At 68.2% G+C, this 16,456-nt stretch carries 17 protein-coding genes; 7 read left to right on the top strand and 10 right to left on the bottom strand.

The window, feature by feature from the left end; translation table 11 throughout:
* The first annotated feature begins 146 nt into the window (after positions 1 to 146).
* Both ON21_RS27390 and ON21_RS27395 read left to right on the top strand, forming a co-directional pair.
* The gene (locus ON21_RS27390; RefSeq protein ID WP_039802460.1) at positions 147 to 545 is read left to right on the top strand and encodes a winged helix-turn-helix transcriptional regulator; all 399 of its coding nucleotides are present in this window, start codon (positions 147 to 149) and stop codon (positions 543 to 545) included.
* Positions 546 to 585: 40 nt separating this feature from the next.
* Positions 586 to 1,014: a PPOX class F420-dependent oxidoreductase gene (locus ON21_RS27395; protein WP_039802463.1), complete on the top strand. Its 429-nt coding sequence runs from the start codon at positions 586 to 588 to the stop codon at positions 1,012 to 1,014.
* Positions 1,015 to 1,178: 164 nt separating this feature from the next.
* On the opposite strand, the gene ON21_RS27400 is transcribed toward ON21_RS27395, so the two are convergent.
* The 3 genes from ON21_RS27400 to ON21_RS27410 form a co-directional block, all read right to left on the bottom strand.
* Positions 1,179 to 1,886, bottom strand: a complete 708-nt coding sequence (locus ON21_RS27400; RefSeq protein ID WP_039802465.1) for a polysaccharide deacetylase family protein — start codon at positions 1,884 to 1,886, stop codon at positions 1,179 to 1,181.
* Between the two features lie 126 nt (positions 1,887 to 2,012).
* Complete coding sequence (gene lpdA / locus ON21_RS27405; RefSeq protein WP_039802467.1) at positions 2,013 to 3,416, bottom strand: dihydrolipoyl dehydrogenase; 1,404 nt, start codon at positions 3,414 to 3,416, stop codon at positions 2,013 to 2,015.
* Between the two features lie 121 nt (positions 3,417 to 3,537).
* Positions 3,538 to 4,512, bottom strand: a complete 975-nt coding sequence (locus ON21_RS27410; protein WP_039802469.1) for a dipeptidase — start codon at positions 4,510 to 4,512, stop codon at positions 3,538 to 3,540.
* A 210-nt stretch (positions 4,513 to 4,722) separates the two neighbouring features.
* Between ON21_RS27410 and ON21_RS27415 the strand changes: the two genes are divergently transcribed.
* Both ON21_RS27415 and ON21_RS27420 read left to right on the top strand, forming a co-directional pair.
* Positions 4,723 to 5,265, top strand: a complete 543-nt coding sequence (locus tag ON21_RS27415) for an AMIN-like domain-containing (lipo)protein (RefSeq protein ID WP_039802631.1) — start codon at positions 4,723 to 4,725, stop codon at positions 5,263 to 5,265.
* Between the two features lie 33 nt (positions 5,266 to 5,298).
* Positions 5,299 to 7,356, top strand: a complete 2,058-nt coding sequence (locus ON21_RS27420) for a prolyl oligopeptidase family serine peptidase (protein WP_039802471.1) — start codon at positions 5,299 to 5,301, stop codon at positions 7,354 to 7,356.
* A gap of 49 nt (positions 7,357 to 7,405) precedes the next feature.
* Here ON21_RS27420 and ON21_RS27425 read toward each other — a convergent pair whose 3' ends face one another.
* The 3 genes from ON21_RS27425 to ON21_RS27435 all read right to left on the bottom strand — a co-directional run bounded on the left by ON21_RS27425 (position 7,406) and on the right by ON21_RS27435 (position 10,078).
* A complete protein-coding gene (locus tag ON21_RS27425) occupies positions 7,406 to 8,263 on the bottom strand; it encodes an alpha/beta hydrolase family protein (RefSeq protein WP_039802473.1) in 858 nt (285 codons plus the stop codon).
* A gap of 50 nt (positions 8,264 to 8,313) precedes the next feature.
* Positions 8,314 to 8,946: a TetR/AcrR family transcriptional regulator gene (locus ON21_RS27430; protein ID WP_245562756.1), complete on the bottom strand. Its 633-nt coding sequence runs from the start codon at positions 8,944 to 8,946 to the stop codon at positions 8,314 to 8,316.
* A 307-nt stretch (positions 8,947 to 9,253) separates the two neighbouring features.
* A complete protein-coding gene (locus ON21_RS27435; protein WP_051021404.1) occupies positions 9,254 to 10,078 on the bottom strand; it encodes an HAD-IIA family hydrolase in 825 nt (274 codons plus the stop codon).
* 54 nt (positions 10,079 to 10,132) lie between these two features.
* On the opposite strand from ON21_RS27435, the gene ON21_RS27440 reads away from it, so the two are divergent.
* Complete coding sequence (locus tag ON21_RS27440; protein ID WP_039802478.1) at positions 10,133 to 10,816, top strand: ZIP family metal transporter; 684 nt, start codon at positions 10,133 to 10,135, stop codon at positions 10,814 to 10,816.
* Positions 10,817 to 10,837: 21 nt separating this feature from the next.
* Here the strand turns inward: ON21_RS27440 and ON21_RS27445 are convergent, their stop codons facing one another.
* Complete coding sequence (locus ON21_RS27445) at positions 10,838 to 11,158, bottom strand: ArsR/SmtB family transcription factor (protein ID WP_218004156.1); 321 nt, start codon at positions 11,156 to 11,158, stop codon at positions 10,838 to 10,840.
* 46 nt (positions 11,159 to 11,204) lie between these two features.
* Here ON21_RS27445 and ON21_RS27450 point away from each other — a divergent pair, with 46 nt between their 5' ends.
* Positions 11,205 to 12,377 carry an MFS transporter gene (locus ON21_RS27450; RefSeq protein WP_051021405.1) on the top strand — a complete coding sequence of 391 codons (1,173 nt, stop codon included), beginning with the start codon at positions 11,205 to 11,207 and terminating at the stop codon, positions 12,375 to 12,377.
* A 258-nt stretch (positions 12,378 to 12,635) separates the two neighbouring features.
* Here ON21_RS27450 and ON21_RS27455 read toward each other — a convergent pair whose 3' ends face one another.
* On the bottom strand, positions 12,636 to 13,088 hold the full coding sequence (locus tag ON21_RS27455) for a MarR family winged helix-turn-helix transcriptional regulator (RefSeq protein ID WP_245562757.1): 453 nt from the start codon (positions 13,086 to 13,088) through the stop codon (positions 12,636 to 12,638).
* A 122-nt stretch (positions 13,089 to 13,210) separates the two neighbouring features.
* Between ON21_RS27455 and ON21_RS27460 the strand changes: the two genes are divergently transcribed.
* Positions 13,211 to 14,209 (top strand): SMP-30/gluconolactonase/LRE family protein, encoded by a 999-nt coding sequence (locus ON21_RS27460; protein WP_039802480.1) that lies wholly within the window; start codon positions 13,211 to 13,213, stop codon positions 14,207 to 14,209.
* Between the two features lie 76 nt (positions 14,210 to 14,285).
* On the opposite strand, the gene groL is transcribed toward ON21_RS27460, so the two are convergent.
* Both groL and ON21_RS27470 read right to left on the bottom strand, forming a co-directional pair.
* Positions 14,286 to 15,911 carry a chaperonin GroEL gene (groL, locus tag ON21_RS27465; protein ID WP_039802641.1) on the bottom strand — a complete coding sequence of 542 codons (1,626 nt, stop codon included), beginning with the start codon at positions 15,909 to 15,911 and terminating at the stop codon, positions 14,286 to 14,288.
* Positions 15,912 to 16,123: 212 nt separating this feature from the next.
* On the bottom strand, positions 16,124 to 16,417 hold the full coding sequence (locus ON21_RS27470; protein WP_039802482.1) for a hypothetical protein: 294 nt from the start codon (positions 16,415 to 16,417) through the stop codon (positions 16,124 to 16,126).
* Positions 16,418 to 16,456: the final 39 nt, after the last annotated feature.

Raw genomic sequence — 16,456 nt, forward strand, 5'->3', positions numbered from 1 at the left:
ACAACGAGTCGGCCCAGCTGTCCACTGGCTCCGGTCACCGCGACGGTCATGACTACCTCCAAGTTCGGCATCTACGAATAGTACTAACTATTCGTAAGCACTATGCATTCCGCGGCCACTTTGGTCAAGTTGGGTACCATCAAGGTATGTCCACCCAGCGCATTGCCTCGGCGGACGGCGACGATCCCACGCTGGAAGCCGACGTCTTCGCCCGGAACTGCACCTCGCGGCCGGTTCTGCAGAACGTCGCCAGTCGCTGGGGCACGCTGGCGCTGGTCGCGCTGCGGGAGGGGCCGTACCGGTTCAGCGCGTTGCGGCGGCGGGTCGACGGCGTGAGCGAGCGCATGCTGTCGCAGACCCTGCAGGCACTGGAACGCGACGGCATGGTGCACCGGGAGGTGCAGGAGACCATCCCGCCCCGGGTCGAATACACCCTCACCGACCTGGGCGCCGAGGTGGCCGACCGCCTGGAGGGGCTGATCCGGGTGCTGGAAACCAACATGCCGCGCGTGCGCGCGGCGCAAGCCGCCTACCACCGCGACTGACCGGCGGGAAGAGACCAGCGCGGGCCGGAGTTACACGAGCATGGAACTCGCCGCCGCAGTCGATTTCGCCCGCGACCACAGCAGGTCCGTACTCACCACCATCCGGCGCAACGGACGCCCGCAACTGTCCAACGTGCTGCACGTCGTCGGCGCCGACGGCCGCATCCGCATCTCCATCACCGCCGACCGGGCGAAATATCACAACCTCGTCCGCGACCCGTGGGCGGCGCTGCACGTGACCCGCGACGACTTCTTCGCCTACGCCGTGCTCGAAGGCACGGTGGAACTCACTCCCGTCGCCGCCGCGCCCGACGACCCCACCGTCGACGCGCTCGTCGAGTACTACCGCACCGCCAACGGCGAACACCCCGACTGGGACGAGTACCGCAACGCGATGGTCACCGACCGCCGCGCCTTGGTGCTGTTCACCCCGACCAACGCCTACGGCATGCTCCCGGCTGCCGGTTAGCCGAACGAATCTCGCGCCGCGAACACAAACCTCCGGCGCATCATCCCTGAGGTCGCCTTGGACACGGCCCGCTCGCCGCTGGCTCCATTTCGCCCGACCGACCACGCTCAGTCCGCCCCGCGCCCGACCACCGTCGATGACGCCCGCGCGCCGGGCCGGTCGGATCAGCGCGACATCAAATCGGACACCGTGACGAATTGGTATCCCGCGGCGCGCAATTCGCCGACGATGCGAGGGATGGCGGCGATCGAGGGCTCGGCGTTGCCGTGCATGACGTGCAGCAGGATGATCGAACCCGGACGGACCTTGCCGAGCGTCTCGGCGACGATGTCGTCCGCGGTGACGTCCGCCCGGCCGGAATCGGGCTCGACGTCCCAGGTCACGGTGACGCGGTTGTGTTCGGCGAGGTAGTGCGGCAGCACCCACAGCTTCTTGCCGTAAGGCGGACGGAAGGTGATCGGGCCGACGTATCCGGTCTTCATGATCTCGGCGTCCGTGCGCTCCACTTCGTCGCGCACCGTGCCGGGCGTGACGAAGACCATCCGGCGATGCGAATAGGTGTGATTGCCGATCTCGTGGCCCGCCGCGGCGATCGCCCTGCCGTACTCCGGGTGTTCGGCGAGATCACGCCCGTTCAGGTAGAAGGTGGCCGGAACCTGCGCGTCGGCGAGCACTCGCAGCACCTCGGGCGCACGATCGGACGGCCCGTCGTCCAAGGTCAGCGCGACCACCCGCGCGTCGGTGTCCACCCGGCTGACCACATGACCGGCCAACTGGAAGGTGCGCGCCTTCATCAGATAGAAGGTGCCCGTCCCCAGCAGCACCACCACGACGAGCACCGGCACACTTCCGATCAGCCACCTGCGAAACATGCACGCTGTATAGCAGAACGCTTGCCCCCATGCCGACCACCGGCGGACCTACCGGCGCGGAAACCCTTGCCGGACAGACGAAAAGGGCGTGCGATCGCAGACCGCACGCCCTTCTACGCGACAGGATCAGAAGTTGATCATGTGGCCGGCCAAGCCGTGGAAGGCTTCCTGAAGGGCCTCGCTGAGCGTCGGGTGGGTGTGCACGTTGCGGGTCAGCTCGTTGACCGTCAGATCCCACTTCTGCGCGAGGGTGAGTTCGGGCAGCAGTTCGGAGACGTCCGGGCCGATGAGGTGCCCGCCGATCAGCTCGCCGTACTTGGCGTCGGCGACGAGCTTGACGAAACCGGTCGGGTCGCCGAGGCCGTGCGCCTTGCCGTTGGCGGTGAACGGGAAGGTCGCGACCTTCACGTCGTAGCCCTCGTCGCGGGCCTGCTGCTCGGTCAGGCCGAAGCTGGCGACCTGCGGCTGACAGAAGGTGGCGCGCGGCATCATCCGGTAGTCGCCGAGGGGGACGGTCTCCGCGCCGGCGATGGTCTCGGCCGCGACCACGCCCTGCGCCTCCGCGACGTGGGCGAGCTGCAGCTTGCCGGTGACGTCACCGATCGCGTAGATGTGCGGAACGTTCGTGCGCATGTAGTCGTCGATCCCGATCGCGCCGCGGTCGGTGACCTGCACGCCGGTGGTCTCCAGGCCGTAGCCGTCGATGCGCGGGGCGAAGCCGACGGCCTGGAGCACCTTGTCGACGGTGACGGTCTCGATCGAGCCGGTCTTGTTGTCCTTGATCGAGACGGTGACCTTGGCGCCGTCGTCCTCGATGGACTGCACGGCCGCACCGGTGGTGATGGTGATGCCGAGCTTCTTGTACTGCTTGGTGATCTCCTTGGAGACGTCCGCGTCCTCGTTCGGCAGCGCCCGGTCGAGGAACTCCACGATGCGCACGTCGACGCCGTAGTTCTTCAGGACGTAGCCGAACTCCATGCCGATCGCGCCCGCGCCCACGATGAGGATGGAGCCGGGCAGGTCACGGGTGAGGATCTGCTCCTCGTAGGTGACCACGTTGGCGCTGAGCTGGGTGCCGGGCAGCAGTTTGGTGACGGTACCCGCCGCGATGATCGCGTTGTCGAAGGTGATCGTCTCGGTGCCGCCCTTGGTGAGCTCGACCGAGAGCGAGTTCGGGCCGGTGAAGGTGCCCTTGCCGTCGAACTCGTCGATCTTGTTCTTCTTCATCAGGAAGTGGACGCCCTTGACCCGGCCGTCGGCGACCTTTCGGCTGCGGTCGAAGGCGACTCCGAAGTCGAAGTTCACCTCACCGGAGATGCCGAAGGTCTTCGCCTCCTTGGTGAAGATGTGGGCGAGTTCGGCGTTGCGCAGCAGCGCCTTGGACGGGATGCAGCCGACGTTGAGGCACACACCACCCCAGTATTTCTGCTCGACGATCGCTGTTCGCAGGCCGAGTTGAGCGGCGCGGATCGCGGCGACGTATCCGCCGGGACCAGCACCGAGAACGACGACATCGTAGTGGGAAGTCACGCCTCGAGCCTAACTCCGTACCGCAAACTCCACGCACCCGTCCCCCTGTGATATCTCGCGGGTGGCACGTGGCTGCGGCAAAACGCGAGTAGCCCCTCCATGGTGTGCCACTCGCGGAGGGTCAGGGGCGCCAGACCTGGGTGGCGACGCGGCGGAAGTTGGCGCCGAAGATCGCGGCTCGGTCGGCGGGGGTGAATCCGCGCTGGGAGAGGACTTGGTCGAGGGTGGGGGTGTCCGAGGGGCCGAGGAGGTCTTCGGGTGGGGTCCAGTGGAGAGGGCCCCATTGGGTGTAGGCCTCGGAGAAGGCGTGGGGGTTCTGTTGGAGCTCGGCGTTGAAGTCCTCGGCGTCGAAGGAGTAGTCCGAACCTATGCCGATGTGGTCTATTCCGACCAGTTCCGCGCCGTATTCGAGGTGGCGGGCCATTGCCGCGATTCGCTCGGCGCGCTCGTGCGGTGCGTTGCGGCCGAGGAAGATGCCGACGCCGTTGATCCCGATGACGCCGCCGGTCGCGGCGCAGGCGCGTGCCTGGTCGTCGGTGATGTTGCGCGGATGGTCCCACAGCGCGGCGAAGTTGGAGTGGCTGTAGATCATCGGGACGACGCTCAGTTCGGCCAGCTCGAGCCCGGTGCGCCGGGAGCAGTGCGAGCCGTCGGCGAACATGCCGACTTCGTTGAGCGCGTGGACCAGATCGCGACCGTAACCGGTGAGCCCGGTGTCCTCGGTGTCCAGGCAGCCGCAGCCCGCGGCGTTGGCGTGGTTGTAGGTGGGCAGCAGCGAACGCACGCCGAGCTGGTAGAACCGCGCGACGTTGTCCAGGTCGCCGCCCAGCGGCCCGGCGTCCTCGAGATCGAAGGCCAGCGCGATGGTGTCCGCGGCACCGATGTCGGCCACGGTCTCGACCAGACGGAACCGACCGTCGGCCAAGGCGTCTCGGCGGAATCGATCCAGCAGCGCCAGGGAGTCCGCGGTCGACTGCCGGGAGTAGCCGACGTTCACCGACAAGTACGATCCGGCCGGGTAGCGCGCGAGGTCGCCGATGCGGGCGGCGGGCGACAGCGGCAGACAACAGTGCTGCTCCCACAGAAACGGTGGCAACCTCGAACCTCCTGATCGGATCGGCCTCGCCGGCAGCGATCCTACTGTCCACGCCGGGCGGGCATCCGGACGCGGCGAACGGCGAGCCACCGGGCGCCGCGCCGTGGCCGAGTTGCCGCGACAGCCAACACTTTTCGCCGTAACAGGGCACCCACCTGGACCGATGCACGTTATACATCAATCCCTCCCGTGCCCGAAGGCGGTGCGACCATGCGTCGCTTGCTTCTCCTGTTCGTTTCGTTCGTGACCCTCGCCGGCCTCTTCATCGCCCCCGCCCCGGCGTCCGCCGCCCCGGAGTGCGCCTCCGGCTGGGGTTCGATGCCCAAGGTGAACCGAGCCAGGACGCTCGCGCCGCTGACCGGTGTGCGCGCCGGGCGGCACGACTGCTTCGACCGTTTGGTGCTCGATATCGCCGGGCCGGTGACCGGCTATCACGTCGGCTACGTCGAGCGAGTGGTCATGGACGGCTCCGGCGCACCCGTCCCGCTGCGCGGCGGGGCGTTCCTGAGCATCGCCGTCTACGCCCCCGCCTACGACGACGCGTACCACCCCACCTACACCCCCGCGAACCGGGCCGAGCTCACCGACGTGCGGGACTATCGGACCTTCCGCCAGGTGGCCTGGGCCGGTTCCTTCGAAGGACAGACCACCATCGGCGTGGGCACACGCGCGCGATTGCCGTTCCAGGTGTCCACCCTCGACGGGCCGGGCAGCGGATCGCGCATCGTGATCGACGTAGCGCACTCCTGGTGACCCCGCGCCGCGCGGCTCGGCAACAATGTGGGGATGAGCGGCGTTGAGCGGAATGTGACCGATCCCTACCTCTGGCTGGAAGAAGTGACCGGCGAGCGCGCTCTGGACTGGGCTCGCGCGCACAACACGGTCGTACACGCCCGGTTCGCCGACTCCGATCGCTTCCGCGACCTGGAGCGGCGCATCCTCGACATGCTCGACACCGATACCAAGATCGCCTATCCGTCCCGCCGCGGCCCCTGGCTCTACAACTTCTGGCGCGACGCCGAGCACCCGCGCGGCCTCTGGCGGCGCACCACGTTCGCCGAGTACGCCGAGGACGCGCCGGACTGGGACGTGCTGATCGATCTGGACGCGGTGGCCGCCGACGAGGACGAGAACTGGGTGTGGGGCGGGGCGACGGTGCTGCGCCCGGAACAGTCCCGCGCGCTGATCAGCCTGTCGCGCGGCGGTGCGGACGCGAAGGTGGTCCGCGAGTTCGACCTGGAGCGCAGGGTGTTCCTCGACCCGGCCGACGGCGGGTTCTTCCTGCCCGAGGCGAAGTCGGAGATCCGTTGGATCGATATCGACTCGGTGTACGTGGGCACCGACTTCGGCCCCGGCTCACTGACCGATTCGGGCTATCCGCGGATCGCGAAACGCTGGCGGCGCGGTACCGCGCTGGCGGAGGCGACCACCGTCTTCGAGGGCGAGAGCAGCGATGTCGCGGTCTCCGCGGGCTACGACCGCACGCCCGGTTACGAACGGCACTACGTCGGGCGCGCCACCGACTTCTTCAACGAAGAGGTCTATCTGCTGGAGGACGACGGCGCCCTGCGGCACCTCGACATCCCCAGCGACGCCAGTGAGTCCTGGTACAAGGACTGGCTGCTGGTGCGGCTGAAGTCGCCGTGGGAGGTCGGCGGCACGAGCTATCCCGCGGGCGCGCTGCTGGCCACCGACTTCGAGAAGTTCCTCTCCGGCGCACGGGAATTCGAGGTCGTCTTCACCCCGGACGCGCACACCTCGCTGCACGGCTACGGCTGGACCGAGAACCACCTGTTGCTGATCACGCTCGAGGACGTGCAGACCAAGCTCTACGTGCTGACGCCGGGATCGGACGGCTGGCGCCGCGAGCCGCTGGCCGACACCCCGCCGATGGCCACCACCAGCGTGCTGAATCTCGACCCGCTGGAGAGCGGCGACGAGTTCATGCTCAGCACCAGCGGCTTCACCACCCCGGCGACGCTGCTGGCCGGCGCGGTCGGCGGACGCACCGAGCGGCTCAAGCAGGAGCCCGGGTTCTTCGATGCCGACGGGGTGGAGACCGAGCAGTTCTTCGCCACGTCCGACGACGGCACCCAGGTGCCGTACTTCGTGATCCGCCATCGCGACCGGAAGGACGTGCCCGGTCCGACGGTGATGTCCGGCTACGGCGGTTTCGAAGTGTCGCGCACCCCCGCGTACAGCGGCGCGTCGGGCATGGGCTGGCTGGAGCGCGGCGGGACCTGGGTGATGACGAACATCCGCGGCGGCGGCGAGTACGGGCCGCAGTGGCACACCTCGGTGCAGAAAGCCAACCGGCACAAGGTGTACGAGGACTTCTCCTCGATCGCGAAAGACCTCGTCGCGCGCGGCATCACCACCGCCGACCAGCTCGGCGCGGTGGGCGGCAGCAACGGCGGCCTGCTCATGGGCGTGATGCTGACCCGCTACCCCGAATTGTTCGGCGCGATCGTCTGCCAGGTGCCGCTGCTGGACATGAAGCGCTACCACCTGCTGCTCGCGGGCGCCTCCTGGATGGCCGAGTACGGCGACCCGGACAAGCCGGAGGAATGGGAGTACATCGGCAAGTACTCGCCCTACCAGAACGCTCGCGCCGACCGGCCCTACCCTCCGATCCTGCTCACCACCTCGACCAGGGACGACCGGGTGCATCCCGGCCACGCCCGCAAGATGGCCGCGCTGCTGGAGGAGCAGGGCCACGAGTTCTGGTACCACGAGAACATCGAAGGCGGCCACGGCGGCGCGGCCGACAACAAGCAGTCGGCCTTCCAGGCGGCGCTGATCTACGAGTTCTTCACCCAGATGCTCATCGAACGACGGGCCTGACCCGGGAGACGCGGAGTACGCACAACGCGCGGCCGTGGCGGAGTCACGCTCAACGGTCGCGCAACCACTTCTCGATCTGGTCGACGGTGCTGGTGTACTGCCGGATCCAGCCGTTGTGGCCCAGCGGCTCCGGCTGACGCCAGCGCGTCACCTCCGCGTTGGGCAACTTCTCCAGCAGGTGCTCCGCGGAGCTGGGCGGGGTCAGGTCGTCGCCGGCGATCGTGATGGACAGCACCGGGAGTTTCAGCCGCGCGATGCGCTCCTCGTAATCGATGTCCGCGCCGACCGGAACGAACCGGCCGGTGCGCGCCAGCCGCGCCCAGTCGGAGATCAGCACCTTGGACTGGCGACCGAAACCCATCGAGACCCGGTCGCCTGGCCAGAAGCCGGCCAGGTTGGCCGTCAGCGAGACCGCCGCGGTGCCGACCAGCATGCCGGGACCCGAAAGTCCCCGGTAGCCACGGTAATACGGGGTGCCGGAAGCGACCAGGATCAGCCCGCCGAGTCTGCCACGGACGCGCGCGGCGTACATGACGCCGAGCTGGCCGCCCATGCTGTGACCGAGCAGGTACGGCGTGCTGTCCGGGAACTGCTCGCGCACCACCTCGAAGATCGCCGGGAAGTCCACCGAGACCAGCTCGTGGTAGCCGAAAGTGCTGGCGGAGCTCGGCTTCGGCCTGCTGTCGCCGTTGCCGCGCAGCTCGCCGATGGCCACGTCGAACCCGCGCGCGGCCAGGCCCGAGGCGAACAGTTCGTAGTAACCCCCCGGAACGCCGAGCCCGGGCACGATCACCAGCACCGGCCGCGGCGCGTCCGGAGTGACCGTGTGCCGGTGCGGACCCCCGGCGGGGATCAAGCGCACCGGAACCGTGGTGCCGTCCGGCATCTGGATCGGAACTGTCTGCATCCCCGCACGTTACCGCGCTGATCGTCCCCGGTCTCGCAGGCCGGAGACGCTTATGCGCGGACCGCGCCGATGATCACCCTGCTGAGCACCCGGATCACGTCGTCGAGCGGCGGACGCGGATCCGCACCGCTCCACGAGTCGACCACGTAGTTGACGCCGCCGATGATGGCGAGCATCCGCATCTCGTAGTCGCCCGCGGGTATCTCGCCGTGCAGGGCGGCGTCCTCGGCGGCGCCGGCCAGCAGCGAACCCCACTCCCGGCGCACCGCGAGGCGGAACTTCTCCACCTTCGGTCCCGCGCCGACCACTTCCACCAGGGCGACGCGCGCCTTGCGCGGGTCGGAACCGATGGATTCGACGTAGGCGCGCACGGCGGCGTCGATGACGTCCAGCGCCTTCGCGCCGGACTTCGCGTCCAACGCCTTCTTCACGGCGTCCCGCGACTCCCGGTCGATCTGCTCGTACAGCTCTAGGAGCAGGGACTCGCGACCGGTGAACTCCTCGTAGAACTGTCGGGAGGAGAGTCCGGCGTCCTTGCATATGGCGCCGACCGAACTGTTGGCGTAGCCGTCCCGCGCGAAGACCGTCAGGCCTGACTCCAGAAAACGCGCACGCCGCTGACGTTGCCGGTCCTCCACGGGTTGCCCGGCATACATTCGACCCGTATTCGCATCCTGTGACATTGGGGCAGACAATACAGAAGGGCCCGAACTCATCGTCATCGATCGGGCCCTTCGTTACAACCCTCGGCCGACTGCGGGTTAGCCGAAAGTTGGCTGAGCAGTTGCTACCTCATCAAATGGTCGCCGGACAGAAGCCCGGCGACCATAGTAGCTTGCGCGCAAGCACACTTTTCCACGGATCGAGCATTCGGCAACTCCGATCTGGCCGTAGGAGATTCTCTGTCACTGGCTATTTGCCGGAACAGACGATACCTAGCGACTCTACGCTTGCGGGCAATTTTAGAGGGAAACTGTAGAATTTTTTGTTTCATTCCGATTCGTCGGTTACGGCGGATTCGCCCGCTCCCCCGGAACCGGCCAGCAATTCCGGCAGATCGGCCACGGAATCGATGAGGTGATCGGGCGCGCGATCGGCCGACGCCAGCACGCCGGACCGGAATTTTCCGGTGCGCACCAGGACGCCGGTCAGCCCGACATCTTGCGCGGCAAGCACATCGGAGTACAGATCGTCACCGATCATCATGACCTCCGCGGGCTCCAACCGCATCAGCGCCGCGGCGGTCCGGAAACCGGGGGCCGCGGGCTTGCCCACCACCTCGATGCGGGCGTTGCCCGCCGCCTCCAGGCCGGGCAGATACGCGCCGGCGTCGATGCGCAAACCGTCCGCGGTCGCCCAGGTCAGCCCGCTGTGCATGGCGACGACGGGCACGCCGTCCAGCATCAGTTCCACCACCCGGCTCAGCGCAGCATGGGTGAATTCCGCTCCGGCACCGCCGATCACGACCACATCCGGATGATCCTCGTCGAGCCGGAGGCCGGCGAGGTCGGCTTCGATGTCGCCGTGGTTGAGCACCCAGACCGCGGCGTCGGGGTATCGCCCGCGCACGAACTCCACGGTGAGCCTTGCGGCGGTGACGATCTCGGCGGGTTCGACCTCGATGCCGGTGCCGCACAGGCGTTCCGCGATCTCGGCGCAGGTGCGCGAGGTGGTGTTGGTCAGGAACGCCCGGCGCAGTCCCCTCTCCCGGATCCGGCGCACCGCGGCGGCAGCGCCCGCGATCTCCCGCCAGGAGGTCACCAGGACGCCGTCGATGTCGTAGAGCACGCCTCGGATCCGACCGCGGTCAGGCATGGCTTCAGCCTACGGCCGACGCGCGAACCGGGCAGGCCGACTTAAGGTGTTCCCATGACGGAGGCGCTGCTCTACGGACTCGGCACGGCCGTGCCGCTGATCCTTGGCGCCGCCATCGGATTGCGGTGGCGACTGCCCAAGGCGGTGCTCGCCTCCCTGATGGCCTTCGGCGCGGGCACGATGATCGCCGCGGTGTCCAGTGAGCTCTTCGAGCCCGCCTTCCGCCAGAACGCGACCATCGCGGCGATCGCGCTGTTCGCGGGCGCGGGGGTCTACGTGGTCGCCAACCATCTCATCGAGAACAAGCTCGGCCCCCGCGCGCTCGGCTGGGCGCTGATGCTCGGCGCGGTGCTGGACGGCGTCCCGGAGAACACGGCGCTCGGCGTCACACTGGCCGGTGGCGGCGGACTGGTCCTGCTGGTGGCGGTGGCCGTGGGCAACGTGCCCGAGGCGATCAGCGGCGCCGCGCTGATGCGCGACCAGCATGGTGTGGCGCGGCACCGCACCCTATGGCTGTGGACCGCGACCGGCGCGGTGCTCGTCCTGGTCACGGTGCTCGGTAACGCGTTGTCGGACAACTTGTCCCAGACCCATATCGGCGCGGTGCAAGCGTTCGCGGGCGGCGCCACGATCGCGGTGCTGGCCGACTCGCTGATGCCCGAGGCCTACCGGGAAGGCGGTTGGTGGGTCGGAATGGCCACGGCGGCCGGGTTTCTCGTGGCCTTCATACTGCATTGACGCCGCGCATCGGCGGCCTGCTCAGCGCCGCGCGCCGCTGATGACCGCGTCCAGCAGGCCGGGGAAGCGCTGATTCAGATCCTCGCGCCGCAATTGGACCAGCCGGTTGCGGCCGGAGACGAAGGTCGTCGTCACGCCCGCGTCTCGCAGCACCTTCCAGTGGTGCGAAGCGGTCGCCGCCGTGATCTCCACGTCGAACTCTCTGACGTTGCAGCTCAACGGTTCTCGCTCCCCGGCGAGCGCGCGCACCAGTTCCAGCCGCACGGGGTCGGCGAGCGCGCTCAGCACGCGGACCAGATCGATGTCGGCGGTACTCGGCTGCGGCAGCGGGCGCATCTCCATTCTCCGATCGTTTGACAACGATCGAATTATATCCCACCCTCATCCTATGATGCTTCGACAACCATCGAACAATCTCTACCGATCGCTCCTACCGCTCGCCGTGGGCACTTTCGTGCTCGGCACCGACGGCTTCGTGCTCAGCGGACTCCTGCCACTGATCGCCGCCGACCTGCACGTCTCCGTATCTACGGCAGGGCAGCTGACCACGATGTTCGCTTGGACCTACGCCATCGCCTCGCCACTGATCGCCGCGGCGACCGGATCCTGGGATCGGCGCGTGCTACTCGGCGGCGGCGCCGCGCTCTTCGTGATCGGCATGATCGGTCAGGCCGCCGGGGAGAGTTTCGGCGTCATGGCCGCGGCACGCGTCGTGGCGGCCATCGGGGCGGCGGCCTTCCAGGCCAACGCGTTCGCCGTCGCGGGTGTCGTCGCCGATGACGCCCACCGGGGGCGGGCCCTGTCGATCGTGACCGCGGGCATCACGCTGTCCAGCGTCGCGGGCGTGCCGATCGGCATCTTCGCCGAGCGCTGGATCGGCTGGCGCGGCGTGCTGTGGGGCATCGCGCTCGGCGGGGCGGTAGCGGCGTTGCTGATCTTGCTGCTACCCCGGGTGACGCTGCCCAGCACGGGACTGCGCGCCCGGATCGGCGTGCTGATCCGGCCGCCGGTGCTGCGGGTGCTGATCGTGACGACAACGCAGATCACCGCCGTCTACACCACCATCGTCTACCTGCCCGTTGTGGTCGCGGCATCGGTGCCGCAGAGCATGCTCGCCTGGCTGCTGCTGGCCATGGGCGTCGGCCAGGTGATCGGCAACGCGCAGGCCGGACGGGCGGTCGACCGCTACGGCCCGCAGCGCACGCTGACCGTGGGACTCACGGGCGCCTTGGCCGGCCTCGCACTGCTGGGCGTGGCCGTCCATGCCGCGTGGGCGGTGTTCGTGGTGCTCGCCCTGACCGGGCTGTTCGGCTCGGCGATCCTGGTTCCGCAGCAGCATCGCCTGTTCGGCATCGCCTCGGACGCGCCCACCGTCGCCCTCGGCCTGAATGGATCGGCCATCTACCTCGGTGCGGGAATCGGTTCGATAGTCGGTGGGACCGTGCTGGATTCCTCCGGCAGCCAGTGGCTCCCGTGGACCTCTACGCTCATCGCCTGCCTGGCCCTGGCGCTCGCGCTGCAGAAGGCCCCGTCCTCCGCCAAGAGTCCGGTCCCGGCATGACCTACCCGCCGGCGGCGCGGCATCGACCCGCGCCGCCGGCGATTCGCTCGTCGCCGGACCGTAGCACTGAGATCCGGTTATCGATGACGATGGCGCACAGGCCACTTCACTCCGCCGACGAGGCCACTGGTGACTCACCGACAGACGTGAGCCGCAGCCGACCGGGCGTCCTGGTGGCGACTCCGATATCCCGCCCAGTACGGGTACGAAGCAGCGAGATGGCCGAGATCCGGGGCGCTCGGCATCGCCGCGTCCGGGCTAAGCGGCGGGGCCCGGGCGGATCGAATCCAATCGGTCGGCGCAGCGAGTGAGCAAGTCCTGCAAGGTCGCTCGCTCGGCGTCGGTGAATTCCTCGGCCAGGGCGCGTTCGACGCGGACGGCGCGGGCATCCGCGTCGCGCATGACCGCCGCGCCCTCGTCGGTCAACGTGGTCTCCAGGACGTTCTTGTGCCACGGGTGCGGGGTGCGCTCGATGAGCCCGCGTTCCTGCAGGTTGCTCAGCACGGTGTTCATCGACGGCGGTGTGACGCCGCAGAGCCGGGCCAGAGCGGCGGCGGAGATACCGGGATTCTCGGCGAGGAACAGCAATGCGGCGTACTGGGGCACGGTCACGCCCGCCGGTTTCAACGCGGCGTTCTTGGCCGTGTTGAGGGATTGCTCGGCACGTTTCAGATACGAGCCGATCCGTTCGGCGGCGGGCATGGACGTCATAAGCGCATGGTATCCGCACGTTCATCCATTCGGGCCTTGACCGATATTAGAGTTCTAACTTAGATTCGTGTCTGTTGCTCGATGTGAGCACATTCGACTGCATGATTTCTAAGAGGTAACCGATGCCCCACGCCCTGCCCCTCCGCCTGCTGTCGAGCCTGGCCGCAGGCAGCGCGTGTCTCGCGCTCGCCGCCTGCGGCACGAGCGACGCGCCGAGCACCGCCGTCCACACCGCCTACGAGCTGCCCGGCGACCGGGCCTACCCCGAGGGCATCGCGGTGGACGCGCGGACAGGAGATAGCTATGTCGGCTCCTACACCACCGGCGCCGTCTATCGCGCGACCCCGAACGCGCACCGAGCCGAGGTCTTCCTGCCCGAAGGCGCCGACAACCACAAGACCGCCAACGGCTTGAAGGTCGACGCGGCCGGACGGCTGTGGGTCACCGACTCGACCACCGGAGTCGCGGTATACGACATCGCGACTCGCGCGCTGCTCGCCGACTTCACCGTGCCGGGAAGCGACCCCCGCTTCGTGAACGATCTCGCCATCACCCCGGACGGCACGGCGTATCTGACCGACAGCACACGGGCGGTCGTCTACCGCGTCACCCCCGACCAGTTCGCCGCCGCCCGCGCACAAGGCGGTCGCGGAGAACTGACCCCCCAGTTCGACCTGCACTCCGTGCTGCCGCCGATCGAGCCGGGCGGCTTCAGCCTCAACGGCATCGTCGCCGATCCGGCAGGCCGTTATCTGCTCACGGTCGACATGCCGCGCGGCGACTTGTACCGCATCGCGCTCACCCCGGAACCGACACCGATCCGCAAGGTGACCTTGCGCGGCGGCGATCTGCGTCAGGGCGACGGACTGGAACTGCGCGACAACACCCTGTGGGCCGTGCACAACACGACCAACACCATCAGCCGCTGGACCCTCTCCGACGACGGCGCCACGGCGACGCTCGCCCAGCAGCGCACCGACGAGGCCCTTTCCATCCCCACCACGCTGGCCCGCGCCGGTGACCGCCTCCTGATCGTGTCCTCCCAATTCGACAAGGGCGGTCCGATGGGACCGGGCAGCCCGAAGACGCCGTTCGCCGTCGTCACCCTCGACGGCATCTGACGCCGAAACGCCGGAAGCCGGCCCACCTCGCGGTGGACCGGCTTCCGGTTCGAAATGCGTTGCCCAGGGGCAGGACTCAGAAGTCCATGCCGCCCATGCCACCGGTCGGGTCGCCGGCGGGAGCGGCGGCCTTCTCCGGCTTGTCGGCGACAACGGCCTCCGTGGTCAGGAACAGAGCCGCGATCGAGGCCGCGTTCTGCAGCGCCGAACGGGTGACCTTGACCGGGTCGGCGACACCGGCGGACAGCAGGTCCTCGTACTCGCCCGAGTCGGCGTTCAGGCCGTGACCCGCGGGCAGGTTGGCGACCTTCTCGGCGACCACGCCGGGCTCGAGGCCCGCGTTGAACGCGATCTGCTTCAGCGGAGCCGACAGCGCGACCTTCACGATGTTCGCGCCGGTGGCCTCGTCACCGGTGAGCTTCAGCTCCTCCAGCGCCGGAGCCGACTGCAGCAGGGCCACGCCACCACCGGCGACGATGCCCTCCTCGACGGCCGCCTTCGCGTTGCGCACGGCGTCCTCGATGCGGTGCTTGCGCTCCTTGAGCTCCACCTCGGTGGCCGCGCCCGCCTTGATCACCGCGACGCCGCCGGCCAGCTTGGCCAGACGCTCCTGCAGCTTCTCGCGGTCGTAGTCCGAGTCGGAGTTCTCGATCTCGGTACGGATCTGCGCGACCCGGCCCTTGATCGCCTCCGCGTCGCCCGCGCCCTCGACGATGGTGGTCTCGTCCTTGGTGACGACGACCTTGCGCGCCTGGCCGAGCAGCTCGACGCCCGCGTTCTCCAGCGACAGGCCGACCTCTTCGCTGATGACCTCGCCACCGGTCAGGATGGCGATGTCGGCCAGCTGCGCCTTGCGGCGGTCACCGAAGCCGGGAGCCTTGACGGCGACCGACTTGAAGGTGCCGCGGATCTTGTTGACCACCAGGGTGGACAGGGCCTCGCCCTCGACGTCCTCGGCGATGATCAGCAGCGGCTTGCCGGCCTGGATGACCTTCTCCAGCAGCGGCAGCAGGTCCTTGACGGTGGAGACCTTCGAGCCGACCAGCAGGATGTACGGGTCCTCGAGGACCGCTTCCTGACGCTCCGGGTCGGTGACGAAGTAGCCGGAGATGTAGCCCTTGTCGAAGCGCATGCCCTCGGTGAGCTCCAGCTGGAGGCCGAAGGTGTTGCTCTCCTCGACGGTGATGACGCCTTCCTTGCCGACCTTGTCCATGGCCTCGGCGATCAGCTCACCGATGGACGCGTCGCCGGCCGAGATACCGGCGGTGGCGGCGATCTGCTCCTTGGTCTCGACCTCCTTGGCGGTGTCGAGCAGCTTGGCGGTGACGGCCTCGACGGCCTTCTCGATGCCGCGCTTCAGGCCCAGCGGGTTCGCGCCGGCCGCGACGTTGCGCAGACCCTCGCGCACCAGCGCCTGGGCGAGCACGGTCGCGGTGGTGGTGCCGTCGCCCGCGACGTCGTCGGTCTTCTTGGCGACTTCCTTGACCAGCTCGGCGCCGATCTTCTCGTACGGGTCCTCCAGCTCGATCTCCTTGGCGATGGAAACACCATCGTTGGTGATCGTGGGGGCGCCCCACTTCTTCTCCAGGACAACGTTGCGACCCTTGGGGCCCAGCGTCACCTTGACCGCGTCGGCGAGGCTGTTCAGACCCCGCTCGAGGCCGCGGCGGGCCTCTTCGTCATACGCAATTGTCTTGGCCATGGCGTTGTTGAGATCCTCCATGTGTATGGCTGACACACAGGACGACCGCCGGTTGGGTCGCCCCAGTTACGCTGGCCAGGTTCGGTGCCCGCGACGGACGACCGAGGGTGTCTACGGAACCCGGTCTCACCGTCCCGACCTGGCACTCACAGGTCGAGAGTGCCAAGAGCATTTTTAGCACTCTGGGGTGGCGAGTGCAAGGTCCGCGAGTCCTAGTGACGGTCGTCGACGCGGAGCACAAGCGCGACGAACGCGTCGGTACGGCGTTCCTCCGGCGTGCGGGGCTCGCCCTCCTCGACGGTGACGAGCTCGGCGTCGTGCAGCAACAGCTCCGCCTCCACCCGCATGATGGCGCGAATGAACGGCGGGGCGACGTCGGGCGGCAGATCGCCGTTCACCACGTAGCTGCCGTCCGGTTGGGACTCGGTGGACACATACGAAAGCGCGCGCAGCAGATCTGCGCGCCGTTCCCCCGCTATTAGGTCGGAATCCGTGTCATCCGCCATTGCTATAGCTTAGCCGCCGGCACTTCACATCTCCGGCCG

Source organism: Nocardia araoensis NBRC 100135 (assembly GCF_000308435.1).
GTDB classification, from domain to species: domain Bacteria; phylum Actinomycetota; class Actinomycetes; order Mycobacteriales; family Mycobacteriaceae; genus Nocardia; species Nocardia araoensis.